Below are 21,662 nucleotides of genomic sequence, written 5' to 3'. Positions count from 1 at the left end.
CTCTGCCAGTATTATTTCGTAAATTGCCCCTATTTACTGTGTATCGTTGAGTCCCATGATCCGTATTACCGAACTTCGCCTGCCAATTACCCATGCCCCCGAGGCATTGGAGGAGGCGATCCTAGCTCGTTTGCATATCCAAGCTCAAGACTTGATTCGGACGGAAGTATTTAAACGGAGTTATGACGCCAGAAAGAACGTTGCGCTGGCCTTCATTTATACAGTTGATTTATCAGTAAAAGATGAAGAAAAGCTACTGAAGCAGTTTTCGAATGATATGCATGTTCGGCCATCTCCCGATACGAGTTATCACTTTGTAGCCAACTCCTCACAAGCCAAGGATACTAGTTTTGTACGTCCCGTTGTTATTGGTTTTGGCCCTTGTGGAATTTTTGCTGCCTTGGTATTAGCTCAGATGGGTTTTAAGCCGATCGTATTAGAGCGTGGCAAACCCGTACGCGAACGTACACAAGACACTTGGGGTCTATGGCGCAAGAATGTCCTCAATCCAGAATCTAATGTGCAATTTGGTGAGGGAGGAGCAGGGACGTTTTCTGATGGCAAGCTCTGGAGTCAAATTAAAGATCCAAAGTTTTACGGACGTAAGGTCATTGGTGAATTTATTAAAGCGGGTGCTCCAGAAGAAATTCGTTACGTAGCTAAGCCGCATATTGGAACCTTCCGCTTAGTTGGTGTTGTCGAAAGAATGCGCCAAGAAATTATTGAACTTGGTGGAGAGATACGTTTCTCACAAAAGGTGGTTGGCTTTGATATTCAGAATGATCAAATTGCTGGAGTCAAAATTGAGGGGCATCCAGACTTGCCTGCCAATCATGTGGTGCTTGCTTTAGGGCACAGTGCTCGTGATACCTTTGAGGTCTTGCATGCAGCAGGGGTTTATATGGAAGCAAAACCCTTTTCAGTAGGCTTTCGCATTGAGCATCCCCAATCCTTGATTGATAAAGCTCGTCTAGGGCCTCACGCTGGCAATGAACTCATCGGTGCAGCTGATTACAAATTGGTTCACCATGCTAAGAATGGCCGCGCGGTCTATAGCTTTTGCATGTGCCCAGGTGGAACTGTAGTTGCTGCAACCTCCGAACCAAATCGTGTTGTGACTAACGGAATGAGTCAGTACTCCCGTAACGAGCGCAATGCTAATGCGGGTATCGTGGTTGGCATTACTCCCGAAGACTATCCTGGCGGCCCTTTAGCAGGCATTGAGTTTCAAAGGGCTCTAGAGTCCAAGGCATACGAGCTAGGCGGGTTTACCTATGAAGCCCCCGGACAATTGGTAGGAGACTTCCTCGCTGGCAAGGCTTCTACGGATTTTGGTTCTGTAATCCCATCTTATAAACCGGGCGTTCATTTGACAGACCTTGCTGATGCCTTACCCTCCTATGCAATTGAGGCGATTCGAGAAGCAATCCCCGCTTTTGAGAAGCAGATTAAAGGCTTTTCGATGAAGGATGCGGTATTGACTGGCATTGAGACGCGTACATCATCACCTTTGCGAATTACGCGAGGTGCAAATCTCCAGAGTCTAAATATCAAAGGCCTTTACCCTGCAGGCGAGGGTGCTGGTTATGCGGGGGGTATCTTGTCGGCTGGGGTGGATGGAATTAAAGTAGCCGAAGCAGTCGCGCTCGATTATCTTTCTAAATAATTCCACGAGTCTAATCTCCAGTCCCCATTGGCATTTAATTAATTAAATGGTCGATTAATTTCTCAAATCGAGCCTCATCAAAATATCGATTATCAAAACGCTGTATCGCGGCATGCTTTGGTGGCTCTTGTCTTCGCTTAGCGTATTCATCCCAGTGCTGCAGTTTGTACTCATCCCTCGGATCTGCGCGCTGTTCCATACGACTTTTGGCTTCACTCTCATCTAAATCAATCCAGGCGATTCGGATACTCGACACACTGGGCACTCCCAGCTCTTCGGGGTTAAACATTCGACCGCTTTGGATTTCACTAGAAAATGGCCCCACCAAGATGACGTTAACTCCAAGCTGCAGGTTTTCTTTAGCGATAGCGATAAGTCCGGCATATTCCCAATCCCTGAGGTTCTGCAAATAAAAAGGGCTGTCGCGATCATTAGGATTGTTGGTGGTGAGCTCCATGATATGGGCGCTATAGGCACCATAAACCGTATCTTTGTCTAAAAAGAAAAAGTCTTCCCCTGTCTTTTCAATAATGAGGGGTAATGCTTTTTTGGCTAAGGTGGTTTTACCTGTCCCTGCATGACCTGCAAAGAGAATAAGTCGCGGTGCTGTAGGGCTGAGCTTGCAGGTCATTTATCTCTCAATTTGGGCTAATTACTGAAGTAAATTCTACTTCTCAATCCCATGTTTATTAGAAATATCGCGACTTTGAGTGAAGTGACGATAATGTCACCATGGCCTTAATCGTACTCACTGATGCAAAACTGGCTTTTGGCCACGTTGACCTCCTCGCAAACACCGCTTTCTCACTGGAATCTGGGGAGCGGGTTGGTTTAATTGGCCGTAATGGCACTGGAAAGTCTTCTTTATTGAAGATCTTGGCCGGCATAGAAAAAATGGATGATGGTTTGCTGCAATATCAGCAAGGCCTTCGTATTGCCTATGTTCCCCAGGAGCCTATCTTCGATGCTGAGGAGACGGTCTTTGATGCGGTATCCAAGGGTGTTGCTCAGGCTAAAGCCCTGCGTGAAGAATATGAGGCTCTGAGCATAGGGGAGTGGGATGATGCTTCTCACAACCGATTGGATGAAGTGCAATCTCAATTAGAGGCTCTCAGTGGCTGGAATTGGGAGCAACGCGTTCATGAAACGCTAGATCGCCTGCATTTAGAAGCTGATCTTAAAATTAGCACGCTCTCTGGTGGAACTAAGAAACGCGTTGCACTGGCGCGCGCTCTGGTGGAGATGCCAGATGTACTGTTACTTGATGAGCCTACCAACCATTTGGATTTGGATTCGATTTCTTGGTTGGAAGATTTATTAAAAGAGTACAAGGGTTCCGTGATTTTGATTACCCATGATCGCGCCTTCTTGGATAACGTTTGCACACAGATTGTTGAGTTAGATCGCGGTATTTTAAGAACGTATCCAGGTAATTTCTCGGCCTATGAAGTATTGAAAGATCAGGAAATGAATTCTGAATCCTTGGCTAATGCGCGAGCAGACAAATTGCTTGCCCAAGAAGAGGTCTGGATTCGCAAGGGGGTTGAGGCAAGACGTACCCGAAGCGTTGCGCGCATAGCCCGTCTGGAAAATCTCCGCGCTAGCCGCTCACAAAGACGTGATGCAGTTGGGCAAGTGAAGCTTGCAGTATCGGCTGGCGATAGAAGTGGCAAGATCGTCGCTGATCTTCAAAATGTTTCCAAATCTTATGGTCGACCGATCGTGCAGGATTTCACGGCTACGATTTTGCGTGGTGATAAAGTCGGCTTGCTTGGTCCCAATGGCGCTGGTAAGACTACTCTATTAAAACTCATTCTCGGAACTATTGCGCCGGACTCTGGTACTGCGACGATGGGTACCCGAATTGAGGTTGCCTATTTTGATCAGATGCGCGAAGGTCTCGATCTCAATGCTTCGCTTGAGGATTACATTAGTCCAGGTAGCGAGTGGATTGAAATCAACGGTAACAAGAAACATGTCAAGAGTTACTTAAGCGATTTCTTATTTGCACCAGAGCGCACTAATTCACCTGTAAGCACCTTGTCTGGTGGCGAGCGTAATCGCTTGCTATTGGCACGTTTATTTGCAAGGCCTGCGAACGTCTTGGTTTTAGATGAGCCGACCAATGACTTGGATATTGATACCCTGGACTTACTTGAGCAATTACTCCAAGACTACAAGGGTACGGTCTTTTTAGTTAGTCATGATCGTTACTTCTTGGATAACGTAGTTACTAGCATTATTGCCAATGAAGGCGATGGATTCTGGCGGGAGTATGAGGGCGGATACGAGGATTGGAAGATTCAGAAGGCCCGCTCAGATAAAATTCGCGCCGCTAATGGTGGCGCTAAGGCTGTAGAGAAGTCTGAATCAAAATCAGAGGTAAAGGCCGAGCTTAAGACTGAATCGAAACCTGCGCCGGCAAAGGACGCCGTACAAAAGCTCAATGGCAAAGAACGTCAAGAGCTTGAGGCATTGCCTCTACAGATTGAAGTGCTGGAGAAGGAGCAGGCTGAGATTGGTATTGCAATGAGCAATCCAGAACTTTATAAGAATGAGCCTGAACTGGCTGCAAGCATGCAAGCCCGTCTCTCCGAAATTACCGCTGATCTAGATGTGAAGTTACAACGCTGGGAATTGTTGCTGAGTCGCTCCGAGTCTTAATCTCATTTAAGGCGCCTGGTTTTGAGGGGGCTTGCTCAGTACCATGGTCAAAAACCGTGAAATATCTACTAGCTCATCTGGGTGAAGAGAGTGTTCCATTGGGTAGGTGTTCCAGTCCATCTGATAACCCATTTTTTCTAGGGTATCAGCCGAAGCCTCTGCACGTTCTGGAGTGATTACAGCATCCCAAAGACCGTGAGCCATATAAATAGGAGTCTTGGCATTAGCCTCACTTCGTTCGAGCGGTAAGGTTTTTGCTAGGGGTAGATAACCTGATAACGCCATGATGCCTGCAAGTGCATGTGGAAAGCGTAAGCCCACTTGGAGAGACATGGCGCAGCCTTGAGAGAAGCCAGCTAAAACAATTTTTTCATAGGCAACACCACGACTTGCTTCTCGTTCAATCAACTCCGAGATCGCTGCCGCCGATTTATGAATACCAGCAAGGTCCTCGCGGTCGCTGATATCTCTTCCAGTGATGTCATACCAGGCTGGCATGATATAGCCACCATTCACGGTGACGGATATGCTTGGTGCACTCGGAAAAACAAAGCGAATAGCGGGGCACTCAGACAGGTTTAGCTGTGGAATGATGGGTACAAAGTCGTTTCCATCAGCACCTAATCCGTGAAGCCAAATTACAGATGCGCTTGGATTGGGGGCAGTTTCAATTTCAATGCAGGGTAATGCTGTCATATATGTTTCATCCTAAATTGCAAAGTGCACTATTGTGATTTGCTCAGAGTCTTAAGCTATATTTTCACGAAGTAGTTGATTGCGTAGGCGTGTAATCTCATCCAAGAGATCGAGTGCCAGTGCAACACCAGGAGTATTGAGTTCTAAGTCGTGAGCAAGGTGAGCGGCAGTTCTTGCACGCTTGAGTGAGTCACCGCTAAATCGCCAGTCTTCGGGAGATGAGCCGGCTGGACTAAGAACGCCTTCAGATACCCAGGACATGATGAGTTCTTCTGGCGCTCGTGTAGCTTGTGAAATTTCCACAATGGTCATGTGTACCTCATCTTCAACGATGGCACTCTCAATCCAGGTGATTTGTGTTTGCGTCATATTTATCATCCCTTCAGGTGGGTTCTAGGCTTGAAATCAAAAGCTTTTTCTAAGGCTTGATAGGCTTCTTTTTGTGCATCAGTTTCTGCGCCGGGCAAGACGATATTTGGAACTACGTATAAGTCGCCAGCATCTTTACTGGGAATACCTTTGCCCTTGAGTCGCATCTTGCGACCCGTAGCAGTTCCAGCGGGAATAGTTAACTCCAGAGTAGATCCTGCAGGGGTGGGAATATTGACTGTGGTTCCTAATGCAGCTTCCCATGGAGCCAGGGGTAGATCTAAATAAACATCTTTGCCATCTATGCGATAAATCGGATTAGGGTGGAAGTCAATTTCAAGGTAGAGGTCACCTGCGCCGCCAGCACCCATGCCCGGACCTCCTTGACCGGCTAAGCGTAAATTTTGTCCAGCCTTAATACCCTTGGGGATGCTGACATCGAGTTTGCGCTCTTGAGTGCTGACATGACCGTTGGCATCTTGGGTCGGCATATGTAGAGAGATGGTGCGTTTTGCACCGTTATAAGTGTCAGCAAGATCAATCAGTATTTTGGCGTGATGATCTTGGCCCTTAAAGTCCATACCTTGACGCGGATTGCCGCCACGTCCCCCTTGGCGATGTCGGCCATGACCAAATAGTGATTCAAAGAACTCGCTTTGATCGCCCTCATAGCCACCACCAAAGCCGCCATGACCACCACCATAGTTACCATCTGAATACTCAAATCCTTCGTTCCAGTTTGGTGGCGGTGTGAAGTCTTGACCATTCTTCCAATTGGCGCCCATGCGATCGTAAGCAGCGCGCTTCTCAGTATCTTTTAAGACGGAGTAGGCTTCCCCAAGTTCCTTGAACTGATCTTCTGCGCCAGCCTCTTTGTTGACATCTGGATGATATTTGCGGGCGAGCTTTCGGTAGGCTGATTTAATTTCAGCTTCTGTAGCGCCCCGTGCGACGCCGAGTGTTTCGTAGTAATCCCTAAATTTCATGATTCTGATAAGCCCTGATTAAATCAATAAGCTTAATTCTACAGTTCTTAGCGCTGATTCCTACTGACTTTTGAGCAAAGAAAAAGCGGGCTAGATGCCCGCTTGCTATTGCCGTGGATATGGGGATTCGCTTAGCTCATAACCCCAATTTGCCAGGGTACAAATTCATAATCCCCCAGACCTAATAACTCGCTTTTAGACTGCTCCCCAGAGGCTGTTCTGAGGAATAGTTCAAAAATACGCTGCCCCATCTCTTGAACAGAAACGGTGCCATCCAAAATCTCTCCACAATTGATATCCATATCCTCGGTTAGGCGTGTATACATAGGCGTATTGGTTGCCAGCTTAATACAGGGTGCCGGTTTGGATCCAAACATGGAACCCCGTCCTGTAGTGAACGCAATCAGGTTTGCCCCGCCGGCAATCTGACCGGTTGCTGAGACAGGATCAAAGCCCGGGGTGTCCATAAAAACAAAGCCTTTGGCTGTTACAGGTTCTGCATATCGATACACTTCCATTAGTGGTCCTGTTCCGCCTTTCATGGAAGAGCCCAGAGACTTTTCAAAGATATTGGCAAGGCCGCCAATTTGATTGCCGGGGCTGACTTGACCATTAATCTGGACATCGCGGCCAACAGAGTATTCGTCCTTCCACCAACGTATACGTTGGATAAGTTTTTCGCCAATTGCTTGGCTAGCAGCCCTGCGAGTGAGGGTATGCTCAACCCCATAAATTTCTGGGGTCTCCGAGAGAATGCCTGTACCACCATGGCGCGACAGAATGTCAATCGCAGCACCCAATGCAGGGTTGGCAGTTATAGAGGAAAAGCCATCAGAGCCGCCACATTGCAAACCCACGCAGAGGTGGCTTGCGGAGACGGTTTGACGCTTTACCTTATTCGCCTCAGGCAGAAGTGCTTTGACGGCTTCAATGCCAGCTTCAATTGTTTTGCGCGTGCCACCAGTTTCTTGCATGATGAACGTATGTAAGGTGGAATTTTCCTTGAGACTTTCTTGCTCCATTAAGCCTTTGAGTTGGTTGCGCTCACAGCCTAGACCAATAATGAGTGCAGCAGCTAGATTGGGATGCTGAGCATATCCTGCCATCGTTCTACGCAGTAACTGCATTGGTTCACCGCTCATTTCCATGCCGCAACCAATGTCATGACTAAACGCGACCACACCGTCGACATTAGGAAAATCCTTTAAACGTTCGGGTGTAAACCAAGCGGCAATTTTATTCACAACGGTTGCTGAGCAATTGACAGTGGATAGAATACCGATGAAGTTACGCGTCCCAACCTTGCCATTAGATCTGACATAGCCTTGAAAGGTAGCTCGCTCAGATTCAGGCAAAAGGGTGGTGGGCTTATATTCACTAGCATATGCATAGTCACGATCGAATTCACGAAACTCCGTATTGTGACTATGCACCATCGTGCCAGCCTCAATATCTGTATTAGCAAAACCCACGGTCACGTTGTATTTCAGAATCGGCTCACCCTGGAGAATTTTCTTGCTGGCAATTTTGTAGCCCGCGGGTACTTGACTGCGACTTGTAAAATTTTCGCTCGGTACAGATTCGCCAATAGGTACATCTACTCGGGCTACAACGACATTGTCATTGGGATGAAGCCGAATAATGGGCCCCGCTAATTTTTTTCCAGACGTTTCAATCATGAGTCTATTCCACTATTAAATTTGAATTATTCAGCCGTGATGCCTGATTTCCTGACAATTGGAGCCCATTTAGCAACCTCAGACTTGATGTATTCGCCCAATTGGTTTGGGGTACTAGTGACTACATCAAACCCTCTGGAATTCAATTGAGATTTGATATCGGGATTATTGAGCACGCTCACTAATTGCGAATTCAGTTTATCAACGATTGCCTTGGGCGTGTTTGCAGGAGCAACAATTGCATACACCAACTCTACTTCAAATTTTGGCAGAGTCTCAGAAATAGCTGGAATCTCAGGCGCGTTTGAGGAGCGCTTCAGGCTTGTAACACCCAAGCCGGTAAGCTTGCCGGATTTAACATAGGGGAGTGCCGCTGGCGTTCCAACAATTGCTGTTTGAATTTGTCCACCCAATACATCAGTCAATGCCGGAGCTGCACCCTTATATGGCACGTGCAGAATATTGGTTCCTGCCTGGGTATTAAATAACTCTCCAGCTAAATGGAGGGGCGTTCCTGCTCCAGATGAACCAAAGCTAACCTTGCCTGGATTGGCTTTATCAAAAGCAATCAGTTCGGCAACACTCTTTACTGGAACTGAGGGGTTAGCCACTAGCATGAGTGATGAAGATGCAACCAATGAGATTGGGGAAAAATCTTTGACAACGTTGTAGTTTAATTTTTTATACAAAGTCTCATTGATTGCTTGGGTTCCCACCATCATTAAAAATAGTGTGTACCCATCAGCCTTGGAGTTTGCTACGAATTCAGCTGCTAAATTAGCGCCCGCGCCAGGCTTGTTTTCAAGAATGATGGGTTGACCAAGGTTCTCACTTAGCTTTGGAGTAAAGCCACGTGCAAGGGCATCTGACGGTCCACCAGCGGCAAAGGGGATGATTAACTTAATAGGTTGATTCGGATAACTTTGTGCATTAGTCAAAAAGGGGGACAAAGCTCCCAAGACTGTTAGTGTCAAAATAAATTTTCTCATGTATTGTCTCCTTAATTTTTTAGAATATGAGTTGCTACATTAAACCTAGTAAAACAAAAAAATGAAAATACTCCGCGCAGATATCTACCCTTTATCAATCCCCCTCATTGAGCCCATCAAAATGTCGCGGGAAATCGTAGTTGATGCAAAAACGGTATTGCTGTGCCTTACTGATGAAAAAGGTAGGCAGGGTTGGGGTGAGGCATCCGTAGCACCCTTGATGACTGGTGAAACTTTGGATAGTCTGATTGGCAGCATTCGATACTTGGTAGAAAAATCGTTATCTATTGACTGGCTAGAGCCTGATAATTTTGCGGACACATTCAGTCTGTTCTTGTATTCAAATGCATCGGCTAAATCCTGTGTGGAGATGGCTTTATTAGATTTATATACGCAAGAAGCCTGTGTTCCTTTATGGCAATATTTGCGCAGCAGAAACAAATCCCTCAATGAACTGCCGCCTACCGCTATTCCCTTGTTGAGAATGTTAGGTGGATCTTTAGAAAAAGAGCTTAGTGACGCTAAAACATTCCGTGATCTGGGTTTTAGGCACTGGAAAATTAAAATCGGCTCACCTTCACTGGAGGAGGATCTCCATAGAGTGAAGATGCTGTGCGATAGCTTGGCGGGTGATGTGATTTCTGTTGATGCTAACTGTGCATTGACTTTGACAGATGCCATCCGCTTTTGCCAATCGGAAGAGGCTAGTCGTTTGACATTTGTAGAGCAGCTAATACCGGCAGATTTATCTATGGATGATTTTGCCCTTTTAAAAAATAGCTCTGGCATTCCTATCGGTTTAGATGAATCCATCCATGGTGTTGCCGAGCTGGAACAATTCATAGATGCCAATGCTATTGGAGGCGCTAGCTTGAAGTTGATTAAGACAGGCGGCATCATTAAAGCTCTTGAGTGCGCTAAGCTACTCAGTGAGCATAAGTTAGGCTTAAATTTAGCCTGCAAGATTGCTGAGACTTCATTATCGGCAGCAGCGACAGCATCAATCGGCTTTGCGACGGGAGAGGTGTCCTGGGGTTTTAGCATGTCGAATCAATACTTGAAGTTTGATGTGTGTGATGCGCCCCTCATTGCCAAGCATGGATACCTAGAGGTAAGCCAATTGGCATCCACTGGCATTGGTGTGACACCAAGCATCAATCGGGTGAGAGAGGTCATTGCCAAGGGGTACTCAGTTATTCAATGTTAAGTACATCAAAGGCAGCCTTGAGTCTTCTCGAGTAGGATTCTGATACCTTTTCGATCTCTGCTGGCGTCCATTTTCTAAAACCTTCGCCTGATTTCATGCCGGTTTTACCCTCGCTCATCAGTTGCACCACCTTTGGTGGAAGGGTGGTGATATTAGATAGGGAGGGGTAGATTTCCTTTGCTGCATTAGCCATCCCATCCCATCCAGAAATTTCTTTTTGAGTCATGGGGCCAACAGCAGCATATCGAAATCCAAAGCTATAGCGTACGGCGTCATCAATATCCTCAGGGCTTGCAATACCCTCTTGTACAAGGGATAGCGCTTCGCGCATGAGTGCATGCTGTATGCGGTTGGCTAAAAATCCAGGAATATCTTTTTTAACCAGGACCGGTTTTTTATCGATTTTTTTGTACAGCTGACATGCTTTATCTGCAAAGGCTAGTCCCGTTTTCTCGCCCATCACAATTTCTACTAATGGCACTACTTCTGCCGGCATAAAGTAGTGGGCGCCCATCATGCGATTAGCAGTTTTGAGCCCACTCGCAATTTTGCTGATTGGAAAGCCTGAGCTGTTACTGCCAATCGGAATATGCGCTGGAACGCGTTCATCTAAGTGTTGAAAAACGGCTTGTTTGAGAGCGAGGTTTTCAGCTACGGTTTCAATAACCCAATCACAGGTATTCCAGCTAGACCAGTCCTCAAGAATATCGGTAGTTTGCTCTGCCTTGATTGCGTCTTTGTTTTGACTTGAGTAAGGGCCTGTAATGCCAATCTTCTCGGCGAGAATAAGCGCCTTCTCTAGGCATGTATCTGCTTTTTCTTTATTTCTTCCTAAGATCACAACAGGAATACTTTTTGCAATGAATCCGGCGGCAATGCCTGCGGCCATTATTCCAGTACCAATCACAGCAACGTAGCTCATGGACAGCCTTACTTATACGGTTAAGTTATAAAACAAGATAAAGGGTTGAAATACCTATTTGCAGTACATTATCATCAATTATGTTTTAATTGTGAATCATTTAAGTTAACTTATCCGTATAACTATCACCTGGAGCCAGTAATTATGACCATGCATAACCCCTTTCAGCCTGTTGAGAAAATCAAGGCAGAAGTTTTCATGTCGATGCCCGCGAAATTTAGAAAGAAATCTCGCACAGGTTGGTCCGACCCAAATCGTCAAGGTGCCGAAGTAGAGTGCTTTTTAGAGGGGCCATCTTTTGATCGTGAAGGTAATCTGTGGTTTTTAGATATCCCTTTTGGCAGGGTATTCAGAATTACTCCTAAAGGTGACTGGGACTTGGTAACTCAGTTTGACGGCTGGCCTAATGGATTGAAGTTTCATAAAGACGGCCGCGCATTTATTTGTGATTACAAGTTAGGTTTGTTGGCTCTGGATCCGAAAACTGGAAAAGTTGAAACGATCCTGGGATCGATGTACAGCGAAAACTTCAAGGGTCTGAATGATTTACATTTTGCCTCTAATGGTGACTTGTACTTTACCGATCAAGGTCAAACTGGAATTGCAGACCCTACAGGCAGAGTATTTCGATTGCGTGAGAATGGTCAGCTTGATCGCTTGGCGATTAACGTACCCAGTCCGAATGGCATTACTTTAAACACCCAAGAAAAGCATGTGTTTGTTGCTGCTACCAGATCCCAGCAAATTTGGCGCTTGCCGCTCATGGCTGATGGCTCCGTATCTAAAACAGGTGTAGCAATTCAGTTAACAGGTGGTGTTGCTGGTCCCGATGGTATCGAAATGGATTCCGAGAATGGTTTATTAGTCTGCCACCTGGGAATTGGTATCTGGAGATTTGATAGCAATATGCTCCCAACTCACCTTATCTATTCTGATAACCCACATCACCACCACCTCGCTAACATGTGCTTCGGCGGACCAGATGGTAAAGATCTCTACATTACTGAATCCCTTTCTGGCGACATTTTGAAAGCGCGTTTACCAGTAGCTGGCAAGAAGATGTTCGGTCTTTCCTAAATTGAAAGGGTCTCTACCGCTTTATAAAACCTTGGCGAATGCGCTGGCTCAGCGCATTCACAATGGTGATTGGGCGGTAGGATCAAACTTGCCCTCCGAGGAAGCCCTGTGTGCCAGCTTTGATGCAAGCCGACATACATTGAGACATGCACTTCAAACTATAGAATCCGATGGCTTGGTATTACGTCGCCAGGGCGTACCAACTCAGGTAATTTCTCGCCAAAAAGTGAGAAGATTTACTCAAAGTTTTAATTCTCCTATTGATATTTTGAGTTATCCAAGAAATACTTATCGGAAAAATATTGTTGAAGAATTTATAGAGCTCGATAAGCCCCTGAGCGAAATGATTGGGGGTGCGGTAGGCTCTTCCTGGTATCACATTGGCGGCATTCGAAAGCAGCGAGATACCGAGCAAGTGATTGCTTGGACTGATATTTATATTCTTCCCCAATTTGCATCGCTCACATCCGAGCCTGAGCATTCTCAGGTGATGGTGTTTGAGCAAATTGAAAAAAAATATGGCACCAGAATTGACCGAGCAGAAGTGGATGTTTATGCTGTTGGTGCCCCTGCCAACATTGCCAAAAAGCTTCAATTGAGGCCGCATGATCCCTGTTTAGTGATTGTTCGACGTTACTTCGATGATCAGGATAAACTTTTTGAAATTACATTTACTTACCATCCTGAAAATAAATACACCTATAAGATGGAGTTTAAGAGTGGTGTTGGAAATTAAACGGCAATATTAGATATGAAATATTTACCAATAACTCAAGCTGAAGAATTTATTACCAGGGCATTGCAGGCTAATCAAGTGCCCGCAGCTGACGCCAAAATTGTGGCGCAATTGATGGTTAAGTCAGATCTTGTTGGCGCTGATGGTCATGGGATCTTTAGATTGCCTGCTTACATCAAAAGAATTCGGGCCGGGGGCATCAATCTCAATCCCCATATTCATATTGAGCGTGAGCAAGGCGCAACTGCCTTGCTAAATGGAGATAATGCTTTAGGCCATTTAGTCATGAATAAAGCGGTTGAGTTAGCTTTAGAAAAAGTGAAGCAACACAGCGTATGTTGGGTAGGCAGTCACTATGGAAACCATTCTGGTGCTGCCTCTGTTTATGTAAGAAGGTTGGCAGAGCAGGGCTATATCGGAATCTATATGGCTGTTGGTAATGCAAATCATATGGCTCCCTGGGGCGGCATCGATTTGCTTTTATCAACCAATCCTATTGCAATTGCAGTACCTGCTGGCGAACATCCTATTGTGCTTTTGGATATTGCGACTACAGTTGCTGCGTATGGGAAGGTAAAAGTAGCCGCTCAAAAAGGGGAGTCTATTCCAGATACCTGGATGATTGATCGGAACGGTCAGCCTATTACAGATCCTCAAAAATCAAGCGAGGGTTCATTGCTGCCGATTGGTGGGTATAAGGGATATGGACTTGCAGTCATGATTGGATTGCTAGCCGGGGCACTCAACAACGCAGCTGTTGGAAAAGACACTATTGACTTTAATGCACATCATGATCTGATTACTAATACAGGGCAAACCATTATTGCGGTAGATCCAAGTGCCTTTGGGGATAAGGAGCAATTTGTTAATCGAGTCATTGCTTTGGTAAATGATTTGAAAGCTTCCTCTAAATTGCCTGGTGTAAATCAGATTCGGGTTCCTGGCGATGGTGCGGCTAGAGTGATGGCAGAGCGACTACAACATGGAATACCGATATCAACCGAATTACAAGAGTCGTTGAATCACTGTGCCAAGGAGTGTGGAATTACAACTTTAGATTTATAAACTTACCGGAGGAGACAAAATGATTAAAAAATCAATAAAAAAAATAGTATTGGGTTCTTTAGTATTACCACTGGTTCTGGGAACAGCGTTTGCTGCCTATCCAGATAAGCCTATCAAGATGTTAGTCGGCTACGCCCCAGGAAGTTCAACGGATATCGTTGGCAGAATGGTGGCAAATGAACTCAGTATTGCTCTTAAGCAGTCAGTCATCGTGGAAAATAGAGGTGGAGCGGCAGGAAGTTTGGCGGCAGATGCTGTAGCTAAGAGCGCTCCCGATGGCTACACCGTCCTTTTTGCGCAGAACGGCTTAGCAATTAACGTAGCTGCCAATCCAAGACTGCCATTTAATGGCCAAAAAGACCTATTGCCTGTAGTGGGTGTTGCAGCAACTCCCCATATTTTGATCGTGAACAATAACTCAAAGGCTAAAAATGTAGCCGAGTTGATTGCTATGCTGAAGGCTGATCCAGGTAAGCTGAGCTTTGGCTCCTCTGGTATTGGAAACTCAGATCATATGGCTGGTGAATTATTTTTATCGACCACGGGAACACAGGCAATTCATATTCCTTACAAGGGCGGCTCCCCAGCAGCGACCGATTTAGTAGGTGGTCAAATTGATTTTTACTTTGCAGGCATGCCGGTTGGATTGCCTTTGTACAAGGGGGATAAAGTCAATGCCTTGGCAGTGACTGGCAAGAATCGTTTTAGCGGCGCTCCTGAACTGGTCACAATGCAAGAGGCTGGAGTAAGGGGTTATGAGATGGCTCTCTGGCAAGGGCTATTCGTGCCGGCAGGAACTCCGCCTGCAATTATGAATACCTTGAGCAGTACTATTTTGAAAATTTTAGATACACCAGAAATGAAGGAGCGGTTTGTCAAGGCGGGCGTTCAAATTGCACCAATGAATACTCAGCAATTTACCGATTTATATAATTCTGATATCGCTAGATGGAAGGTAGTAATCGAGAAAGCAAAAATTAAGCTCGATTAATTGCGGTTTTTCCTTAAATGAGGTGATGTTTGCTGAGGCAAACATCACCTTTTTTCTTTTTATATTGCCTTCATGCGTGAAGATCGAAAATTAAGACCTCAGCCTTTTTTCCTTGGTCAATCCGAATTTCTGTTTCATCGCTAATGAGTAGTGCATCACCGCCTTGGAGGGTAATGCCATTGATGTTGAGTTCACCTTGAATGAGGTGCACATAGCCTTTGCGTTTCATATCTAGGCTGAGCTGGGCTGATTGCATTCCGTCGAAAAGTCCCGCATACACTTTAGCATCTGCATGAATCTTGACTGCATTGCCTGCGCCATCCGGCGATGCAATTAAGCAAAGCTTCCCGTGTTTATCGATCGCAGCAATTGTTTTTTGCTCATAGCTCGGGGCGATTTCTAAGACATTTGGTTCGATCCAAATTTGCAAAAAGTGGGTGGTTTGATCCTTAGCGTGATTGAACTCGCTATGGGTAACGCCGGTTCCAGCGCTCATACGTTGGACGTCGCCCGGAGGGATGGCTTCAATATTCCCTATGCTGTCTTCGTGAGCCAATTCACCGGATAAAACATAGCTGACGATTTCCATATTGCGGTGGCTATGTTTACCAAAGCCCATGCCGGCAGCAACCCGATCCTCATTGATGACTCTTAAATTACCCCAGCCCATAAATTGGGAATCATGATAGCCAGCAAAGGAGAAGGAATGGAAGCTTTTGAGCCATCCGTGGTCAGCATAGCCACGATCTTGGGATTTTCTGAGGGTCAGCATGGAAGAGTCTTTCTATAAAGTGGATAAGCCTATTATCATGAGCTTTTGACACATTTGCTGATTGGCCTTACATGGGAAGCATCAAACAAGATCTTAAAGAAACTTGTCTCGGGCTTTTTGAGACTGCACAAGAAAAGTATGATGATTTTGTACAGTTTTTGAGGGAGGCTTGGCCTATCTTGGCGATTCTCTTAGTAGGCTTGGTCGGAGTTTGGTGGTACGCCGATCCGCCGCCACCTAGAAATGTCATCATGGCCACTGGGCAACCCGGTGGCTCCTACGATGCCTTAGGAAAAAAGTACGCAGCCTTTTTTGAGAAAAAAGGAATTACCCTCGAATTACTCCCAACACAGGGTGCTGAGGAAAATGTCGCGCATTTAGCCGATCGCAACGATCCAGTTCAGGCTGCTTTTGCTCAGGCGGGCACATTTAACCCACAGGAGCTTACTGGGGTTCTATCGCTTGGCACAATTGCTTACAACCCGATTTGGTTGTTCTATCGCGGCCCAGAAGTTAAGGGCAGTGATTTTCAGGCCATTAAAGCGCGCGCCAATTTCTTTTTGAATGCAAGAATATCTGTTGGCACTAAGGGTAGTGGTACTTATGCTCAAGCAATGCATATTCTGAAGGCGAACGGATTTCAGGAGGGGCCACATTTTCTCAATCTCTCTACCCCTGAATCAGTTGCTGCTTTGCAAAAAGGCGAGATTGATGCGGCATTTATTGTGGATGCTTATGAGGCCCCGAATGTTCAGAAATTACTAGCGGACCCAAAGTTACATCTTGCTACATTTGATCGTGCGCAGGCATATGCCCGCTTGTTACCATATATGCAAATTCTGGATGTTCCGGAGGGTGCATTTAGTTTGACGCGAAATTTCCCCCCGACTGATATCAAGCTGATGGCTGCGACGACCAACTTGTTGATTGATGACAGAATGCACCCAGCCCTACAGTTTTTGTTCTTAGAGGCTGCTCGGGAGATTAACGGTAAAGCAAGCTTCTTTTCGGGGCAAGGTGAATTTCCCTCTTTTAGAAAATCCGGAGTTCCGCAAAGTCCAGTATCTTTGCATTACGAAAAAAATGGCTCGCCATTATTGATGCTCTATTTTCCATTTTGGTTGGCGGAGCTAATAGATCGCTTGATTTTTGTATTGCTGCCGTTCTGTGCCTTAGCATATCCCGTCCTACTGAGCTTGCCAGGCTATCGTAATAAGCTGATGCGTCGCAAGCTCGATAAGCTATACGGCATTCTTAAGACTTATGAGCAAGAGCTGACTGAGCGATTTTTACCAGAAGTCAAAGATGAATACTTGAAGAAGTTGGACTTATTAGAATATCAAGCATTGCAGTTAAGGGTCTCTAAAAGCCTATCTGGGGACTACTATGCCTTACGCACTAGCATTGACTACGTTCGGAATTGTTTAAACCGTGGGGTACATCCGTACCAGGCCCGAGAAGATTTGACCGCTGTACAAGTTGCCCCTATTTAAAGGTATACATTAACGCTATGAGACCTTACGATCATCCCGCCAGAAGACAGTTGCATGAAGAAGTACATGCGCGCCCACCAATCGCTCTTTGGCCAAATGAAAGGGTGCTGTCGCAATCTTTTTTACTGGATGCCCGTTCTCGACAGTCTCAAATTGAGTGGATTAAAAATTTAAGTGCTGCATTAGTTATACCTAATGATCATGAGCAGGATCATTCTTTCAAAATGCTGACTTTGGCGCCTGAACCAGAGAGGGTATTGATTAAGTGGGAGCTGCATGGCGAGTTTGCAACCATTGCGGCGATTACCCATAATCCCGTCAAAATTACGAAGCCGCTATTAGAGTCGCGCCTTGCTCTTGAAGCGAGCTTAGACAAATTGTTTGAGAAGCTCGGTTGCCCAAAAATTGTTGAGGCGGGTGGCGAACGAATTTCTGCGTTGGATTTGGTGTTTGAGCACCGCCCTTTGTTTTCGGAGGCTCAAGAGGTATCGTCCATATTTAATGGCAATACGGTACTAGGTAGCTATATTCTCTCTAGCAAACAAGCGCAGCTATGGACCGATTTGCGTTTGGATGAAGATGGTTTTATCTCTTACCTTATCCCCCATGAGCTTTTAGGATCGAGGCAGGCCGGTCGTATCGCGCGAGCGCTTGCTGAAGCTGAAACTTATCGTATGGCGGCAATGATTGCCTTCCCAGTAGCTAAAAGTCTGTCCATGCCCCTCAGAAGTGCAGAGTCAGAATTGGCTGAGTTATCTAAAAATATATCTCAATTACAAACTGAGCCTGGTGTTCAGACTGAGAAGGATGGAAAATTTTTGGGAGAGCTCTCTCATTTGGCCTCCAGGGCAGAGCAGTGGATCTCAGGTTACGGGTTGCGATTTACTGCAGCAGAGGCCTATAGCCAGTTGTTGACTAAAAATTTATATGAACTAGCTGAATCTCCTATTCCTGGTGTGCAGTCTCTTTCAGAGTTTATGGATCGACGTTTTCAGCCGGCAATGGGTACTTGTATTTGGACTCAACGGAGATTAAAAGAGCTATCTGATCGTATTTCTAGGACGACACAAACACTGAGAACGCGCATTGAGTTTGTGAATGAAGAGCAGACTCAGAAATTGCTAGCCAGTATGGATCAGCGCGCGCGCCTGCAATTGCGTTTACAGGAGACAGTTGAAAGTCTTTCAGTGCTGGTGTTAACTTACTATGTAGTTAGCCTTTTGGCCTATATGGCAAAGGGTGGAAAAGAAGTGGGTCTTGCTATTCATCCGGATATCATCGCTGCAATTGCTGCTCCAGTGGTGGCGATCATTTTCTTGGTCATTAGTAAGAGGCGACGTAAACGAATTACTGAGATGGGAAAGCCTCAGTAGATATTAAAAAAGAGGCCGGAGCCTCTTTTTTAATCAATGAAAGCATTGCAAGCTTATCCTAGGCTGTCAGCCCAAATATTACGAGCCCAACCCCAAGCATAAATACCCTCAAGGATGGATGGCGCAGGTGACAAGCCTCCAGATCCGGGAACGGTCTTAAAGGTTTTCTCAGCAGCGTTGTATTGATGAACGCTGGCGACGTGAACCACTTCTCGATCATTCACAAAGCTGTAACAGGTGTTGGTGAGCACTGGCGCTGGATTGACTTCCCAGCCACTCAGTTCTGCAACGATGGCAGCCGCTGCAACTTTAGCGTGTTGGTTGGCCATATGCCCAGATTTAGGCATTAATGGCGCAATTTGAATCGCATCACCTAGCACGTGAATATCTTTGCGGGCAGTCGATTCAAAGTTCAGGAAGTTCACATTTACCCAGCGAGCATTGGAATTGGCTAATCCAGCTTTAATAGCGATTTCCCCAGCGGCCATTTGTGGCAGGACATTGAGTACATCTGCTTTCACGTCATCCTCGACTTCGAGTTTGAGTGTTTTATTTTTTGCATCAACGCCAATGACGTTGCTCTTTGGGCGATATTCGATCATCCCCGGATACTGCTCTGCCCATGCCTTCTTAAATAGGGCTCCCTTGGAGACGATATCTTGGTTTGCATCCAAAACCAATACCTTGCCTCTGGGGTTATGTTGCTTAAGGTAATTTGCAACTTGGCATGCTCGCTCGTACGGCCCAGGAGGGCAGCGATAAGGCGCCTCTGGAATAGTCAGGGCAAAGGTACCGCCTTCACGCATAGCAGCAATTTGCTTATGTAGGGCAACAGTTTCTGGGCCGGCTTTCCAGGCTTGCAGAGTCACGCCATCCTTGTTGGCTTGTGCAAGGCCTTCGATACTGTTCATATTGAGAGATATGCCGGGCGATACAACCAGCTTGTCGTAGCGCAAAGTTTTGCCAGAAGCAAGCTTCACCATTTTCTTTTCTGCATCGATATTGCTAACACTGTCCTGAATAATCTTGATGCCATGACGCTTACTCAAAGTGTCATAGGGAGAGGTCATTTCAGCTAAGCTACGTGAGCCACCAATCACCAAGTTGGACATTGGGCAGGAAACAAAAGCTGTATTAGGCTCAATCAGAGTAACTCGTGCCGTGTTGTTAGAGAATAGGCGTAAATATTTAGCAGCAGTTGCGCCACCATAGCCGCCACCAATCACTAGAATTTCTGCTTTTGGCAGGTTAGCGCGTGCTTGAGTAGAGAGGCCAGCGAGTAAGCCGAGAACGGCAGCGCTTTGACCCATAAAATGTCGACGATCCATAGCGCTTCCTTATTGTTTTTTGCCAAGCTGATTGGCAATAGTGGTGAGTTGTTCGTCTGTATAACCTTTAGCGAGTTGCGGCATGATGGTGCCCTCTAATGCGCCAGATTTATACGCTTTGAGCTTGGCAAGCATTTGTTCGCTAGTGAGGTTATTAATCAGCGGCATGCCGCCATCAACCACACCCTTACCATCCGTTCCATGGCAATTGGCGCAGGTTGCAGAAAGACTACGCTTGTATAGTTGGTCGGCTGTTTGTGCCATGCTTAGCCCACTCCACTGGCTTAAGCCAACCATGGCGCTAGCCACCAAAATGGGTTTTAAGTACTTCACTTGCATAGGAATGATCTCCGTCTTACCTGTAGCTGTTTTAAGGGCAACGCTTAGTGCCCCTATCTTAATCAGATACGCTCAAAATGAGTGAACTGCTGTCAATTTAGGTCCACAACCAAAGAGAGTTTTTCCATAGTAAATCATTGCAGCACCATGGGTTGATTCTGTAATAGTTGGGGTACTTGGGTTTGAGGTGCTGGTGGCCTATAACCTAATGCACTATGCGGCCTGACATGGTTATAGTGTTTCACCCATTCCCCCACGATGATCTGGGCTTCTTTAAGACTGTAGAAGATTTCACCATCCACAAGGTTGTCTCTGAAGGTGCCATTAAAGCTTTCACAAAAGCCATTCTCCCAGGGGCTCCCTGGTTCAATGTAAGCGGTTTTCACTCCAATGCCAGATAACCAACTGCGTAGGTCTTTAGCAATAAATTCTGGGCCGTTGTCCGAGCGTATGTATTCCGGGATACCGTTGGCGATCATGGCGTTCGCCAGTTGTTCAATCACTTGGATCGAGCCAATCCTTCTAGCGCAGTGGATCGTTAAGCATTTCCTGGTGAACTCATCAATCATCGTGAGCATCCTGATCTTGCCGCCATAAGCATCTCTAATAAAGACAAAGTCATAACTCCACACATGGTTGGGGTGGGTAGCTCGCAGGCGCATACAACTGCCATCGGAGAGCCAGAGTCTGCCTCTAGGGGGTTGCTTTTGTGGGATCTTTAGGCCTTCTTGCCGCCAGATACGAGCGACCTTGGCTGTAGTCGCTTGTCCCCAACCGCTATTGCGCATCATGCCTGCAATAAATCGGTAGCCGTACCTGCCATAGGTGCTCGCCATACGGATGACCTCAGCCCTAAGCGGCCCTTCGTCATCTCGAGGGAGCGGCATGTACCGATACGCTGCTCTGGAGAGCCCTACCAAACTACAGGCAGACCGCTCAGAGACAAGATGCTTATCCATGAGCAGCTGCGCTGCATTTTTACGCCTAGTAGGGCTTAGAAGTTTCCCTTAATGACTTCCTTGAGCATGACTTCTCGCAAGGAGAGATCGGCAACCAGTTTCTTAAGCCGGGTATTTTCCAGTTCCAGATCTTTATACTTCTTTGCCTGATCGACTTTCATGCCGCCGTAGATCTTGCGCCAACGGTAGTAGCTTTGCTCAACCGTTCCCACTTCTTTACAGGCCTGGGCTAGGGTTTTGCCATTGGTGGTTAAAACATCGATTTGACGCAATAAGGTGACTATTTGTTCGGGTTTGAGACGTTGGCCTTTTGCCATATTTAGCACTCCTTTAGGGTGAAGATTATCAAAA

At 46.2% G+C, this 21,662-nt stretch carries 20 protein-coding genes; 9 read left to right on the top strand and 11 right to left on the bottom strand.

The window, feature by feature from the left end:
* The first annotated feature begins 55 nt into the window (after positions 1-55).
* Positions 56-1,666 carry an NAD(P)/FAD-dependent oxidoreductase gene (locus DN92_RS02235; protein ID WP_173959719.1) on the top strand — a complete coding sequence of 537 codons (1,611 nt, stop codon included), beginning with the start codon at positions 56-58 and terminating at the stop codon, positions 1,664-1,666.
* Positions 1,667-1,700: 34 nt separating this feature from the next.
* Here the strand turns inward: DN92_RS02235 and DN92_RS02230 are convergent, their stop codons facing one another.
* Positions 1,701-2,297 (bottom strand): P-loop nucleotide/nucleoside kinase family protein, encoded by a 597-nt coding sequence (locus DN92_RS02230; RefSeq protein WP_173959718.1) that lies wholly within the window; start codon positions 2,295-2,297, stop codon positions 1,701-1,703.
* 101 nt (positions 2,298-2,398) lie between these two features.
* Here DN92_RS02230 and DN92_RS02225 point away from each other — a divergent pair, with 101 nt between their 5' ends.
* Entirely contained in the window at positions 2,399-4,330 is a 1,932-nt protein-coding gene (locus DN92_RS02225; protein ID WP_173959717.1) for an ATP-binding cassette domain-containing protein, read from the top strand.
* 6 nt (positions 4,331-4,336) lie between these two features.
* On the opposite strand, the gene DN92_RS02220 is transcribed toward DN92_RS02225, so the two are convergent.
* From DN92_RS02220 to DN92_RS02200, 5 genes are all read right to left on the bottom strand, one after another.
* Positions 4,337-5,026 (bottom strand): alpha/beta hydrolase, encoded by a 690-nt coding sequence (locus DN92_RS02220; protein ID WP_173959716.1) that lies wholly within the window; start codon positions 5,024-5,026, stop codon positions 4,337-4,339.
* Positions 5,027-5,077: 51 nt separating this feature from the next.
* Positions 5,078-5,395 (bottom strand): chaperone modulator CbpM, encoded by a 318-nt coding sequence (locus DN92_RS02215; protein ID WP_173959715.1) that lies wholly within the window; start codon positions 5,393-5,395, stop codon positions 5,078-5,080.
* A 5-nt stretch (positions 5,396-5,400) separates the two neighbouring features.
* A complete protein-coding gene (locus DN92_RS02210; protein WP_173959714.1) occupies positions 5,401-6,381 on the bottom strand; it encodes a DnaJ C-terminal domain-containing protein in 981 nt (326 codons plus the stop codon).
* 131 nt (positions 6,382-6,512) lie between these two features.
* Positions 6,513-8,060, bottom strand: coding sequence for a UxaA family hydrolase (locus DN92_RS02205; RefSeq protein WP_173959713.1), 1,548 nt, complete (start codon positions 8,058-8,060; stop codon positions 6,513-6,515).
* 26 nt (positions 8,061-8,086) lie between these two features.
* Positions 8,087-9,049: a Bug family tripartite tricarboxylate transporter substrate binding protein gene (locus tag DN92_RS02200; protein ID WP_173959712.1), complete on the bottom strand. Its 963-nt coding sequence runs from the start codon at positions 9,047-9,049 to the stop codon at positions 8,087-8,089.
* Between the two features lie 61 nt (positions 9,050-9,110).
* Between DN92_RS02200 and DN92_RS02195 the strand changes: the two genes are divergently transcribed.
* On the top strand, positions 9,111-10,256 hold the full coding sequence (locus DN92_RS02195) for a mandelate racemase/muconate lactonizing enzyme family protein (protein WP_173959711.1): 1,146 nt from the start codon (positions 9,111-9,113) through the stop codon (positions 10,254-10,256).
* Here the strand turns inward: DN92_RS02195 and DN92_RS02190 are convergent.
* Positions 10,243-11,178 carry a 3-hydroxyacyl-CoA dehydrogenase family protein gene (locus tag DN92_RS02190; protein ID WP_173959710.1) on the bottom strand — a complete coding sequence of 312 codons (936 nt, stop codon included), beginning with the start codon at positions 11,176-11,178 and terminating at the stop codon, positions 10,243-10,245. The genes DN92_RS02195 and DN92_RS02190 overlap by 14 nt on opposite strands.
* 150 nt (positions 11,179-11,328) lie before the next feature.
* Here DN92_RS02190 and DN92_RS02185 point away from each other — a divergent pair, with 150 nt between their 5' ends.
* The 4 genes from DN92_RS02185 to DN92_RS02170 are packed head-to-tail and all read left to right on the top strand — an operon-like array spanning position 11,329 to position 15,047.
* Positions 11,329-12,255, top strand: coding sequence for an SMP-30/gluconolactonase/LRE family protein (locus DN92_RS02185; protein ID WP_217426036.1), 927 nt, complete (start codon positions 11,329-11,331; stop codon positions 12,253-12,255).
* A gap of 1 nt (position 12,256) precedes the next feature.
* Positions 12,257-12,991 (top strand): GntR family transcriptional regulator, encoded by a 735-nt coding sequence (locus DN92_RS02180; RefSeq protein WP_173959708.1) that lies wholly within the window; start codon positions 12,257-12,259, stop codon positions 12,989-12,991.
* Between the two features lie 15 nt (positions 12,992-13,006).
* Entirely contained in the window at positions 13,007-14,056 is a 1,050-nt protein-coding gene (locus DN92_RS02175) for an Ldh family oxidoreductase (RefSeq protein ID WP_173959707.1), read from the top strand.
* Between the two features lie 19 nt (positions 14,057-14,075).
* Complete coding sequence (locus DN92_RS02170; RefSeq protein WP_173959706.1) at positions 14,076-15,047, top strand: Bug family tripartite tricarboxylate transporter substrate binding protein; 972 nt, start codon at positions 14,076-14,078, stop codon at positions 15,045-15,047.
* A gap of 70 nt (positions 15,048-15,117) precedes the next feature.
* Here the strand turns inward: DN92_RS02170 and DN92_RS02165 are convergent, their stop codons facing one another.
* A complete protein-coding gene (locus DN92_RS02165) occupies positions 15,118-15,819 on the bottom strand; it encodes a pirin family protein (protein ID WP_173959705.1) in 702 nt (233 codons plus the stop codon).
* 71 nt (positions 15,820-15,890) lie between these two features.
* Between DN92_RS02165 and DN92_RS02160 the strand changes: the two genes are divergently transcribed.
* Together DN92_RS02160 and DN92_RS02155 are read left to right on the top strand one after the other, a co-directional pair.
* Positions 15,891-17,312, top strand: coding sequence for a TAXI family TRAP transporter solute-binding subunit (locus tag DN92_RS02160; RefSeq protein ID WP_173959704.1), 1,422 nt, complete (start codon positions 15,891-15,893; stop codon positions 17,310-17,312).
* Positions 17,313-17,329: 17 nt separating this feature from the next.
* On the top strand, positions 17,330-18,685 hold the full coding sequence (locus DN92_RS02155; protein ID WP_173959703.1) for a DUF3422 domain-containing protein: 1,356 nt from the start codon (positions 17,330-17,332) through the stop codon (positions 18,683-18,685).
* Positions 18,686-18,738: 53 nt separating this feature from the next.
* On the opposite strand, the gene DN92_RS02150 is transcribed toward DN92_RS02155, so the two are convergent.
* The 3 genes from DN92_RS02150 to DN92_RS02140 form a co-directional block, all read right to left on the bottom strand.
* The gene (locus tag DN92_RS02150; RefSeq protein WP_173959702.1) at positions 18,739-20,013 is read right to left on the bottom strand and encodes an NAD(P)/FAD-dependent oxidoreductase; all 1,275 of its coding nucleotides are present in this window, start codon (positions 20,011-20,013) and stop codon (positions 18,739-18,741) included.
* A gap of 9 nt (positions 20,014-20,022) precedes the next feature.
* Complete coding sequence (locus DN92_RS02145; protein ID WP_173959701.1) at positions 20,023-20,352, bottom strand: c-type cytochrome; 330 nt, start codon at positions 20,350-20,352, stop codon at positions 20,023-20,025.
* Positions 20,353-20,486: 134 nt separating this feature from the next.
* A protein-coding gene (locus DN92_RS02140; RefSeq protein ID WP_173959700.1) for an IS3 family transposase occupies positions 20,487-21,628 on the bottom strand; the annotation gives its coding sequence in 2 pieces (ribosomal slippage) (positions 20,487-21,361 and positions 21,361-21,628; 1,143 coding nt in all).
* Positions 21,629-21,662: the final 34 nt, after the last annotated feature.

It is taken from the genome of Polynucleobacter arcticus, assembly GCF_013307205.1.
Lineage (GTDB): Bacteria > Pseudomonadota > Gammaproteobacteria > Burkholderiales > Burkholderiaceae > Polynucleobacter > Polynucleobacter arcticus.
The sequence above is the reverse complement of the archived record's forward strand: the minus strand, read 5'-3'. Positions and strand labels throughout refer to the sequence as shown.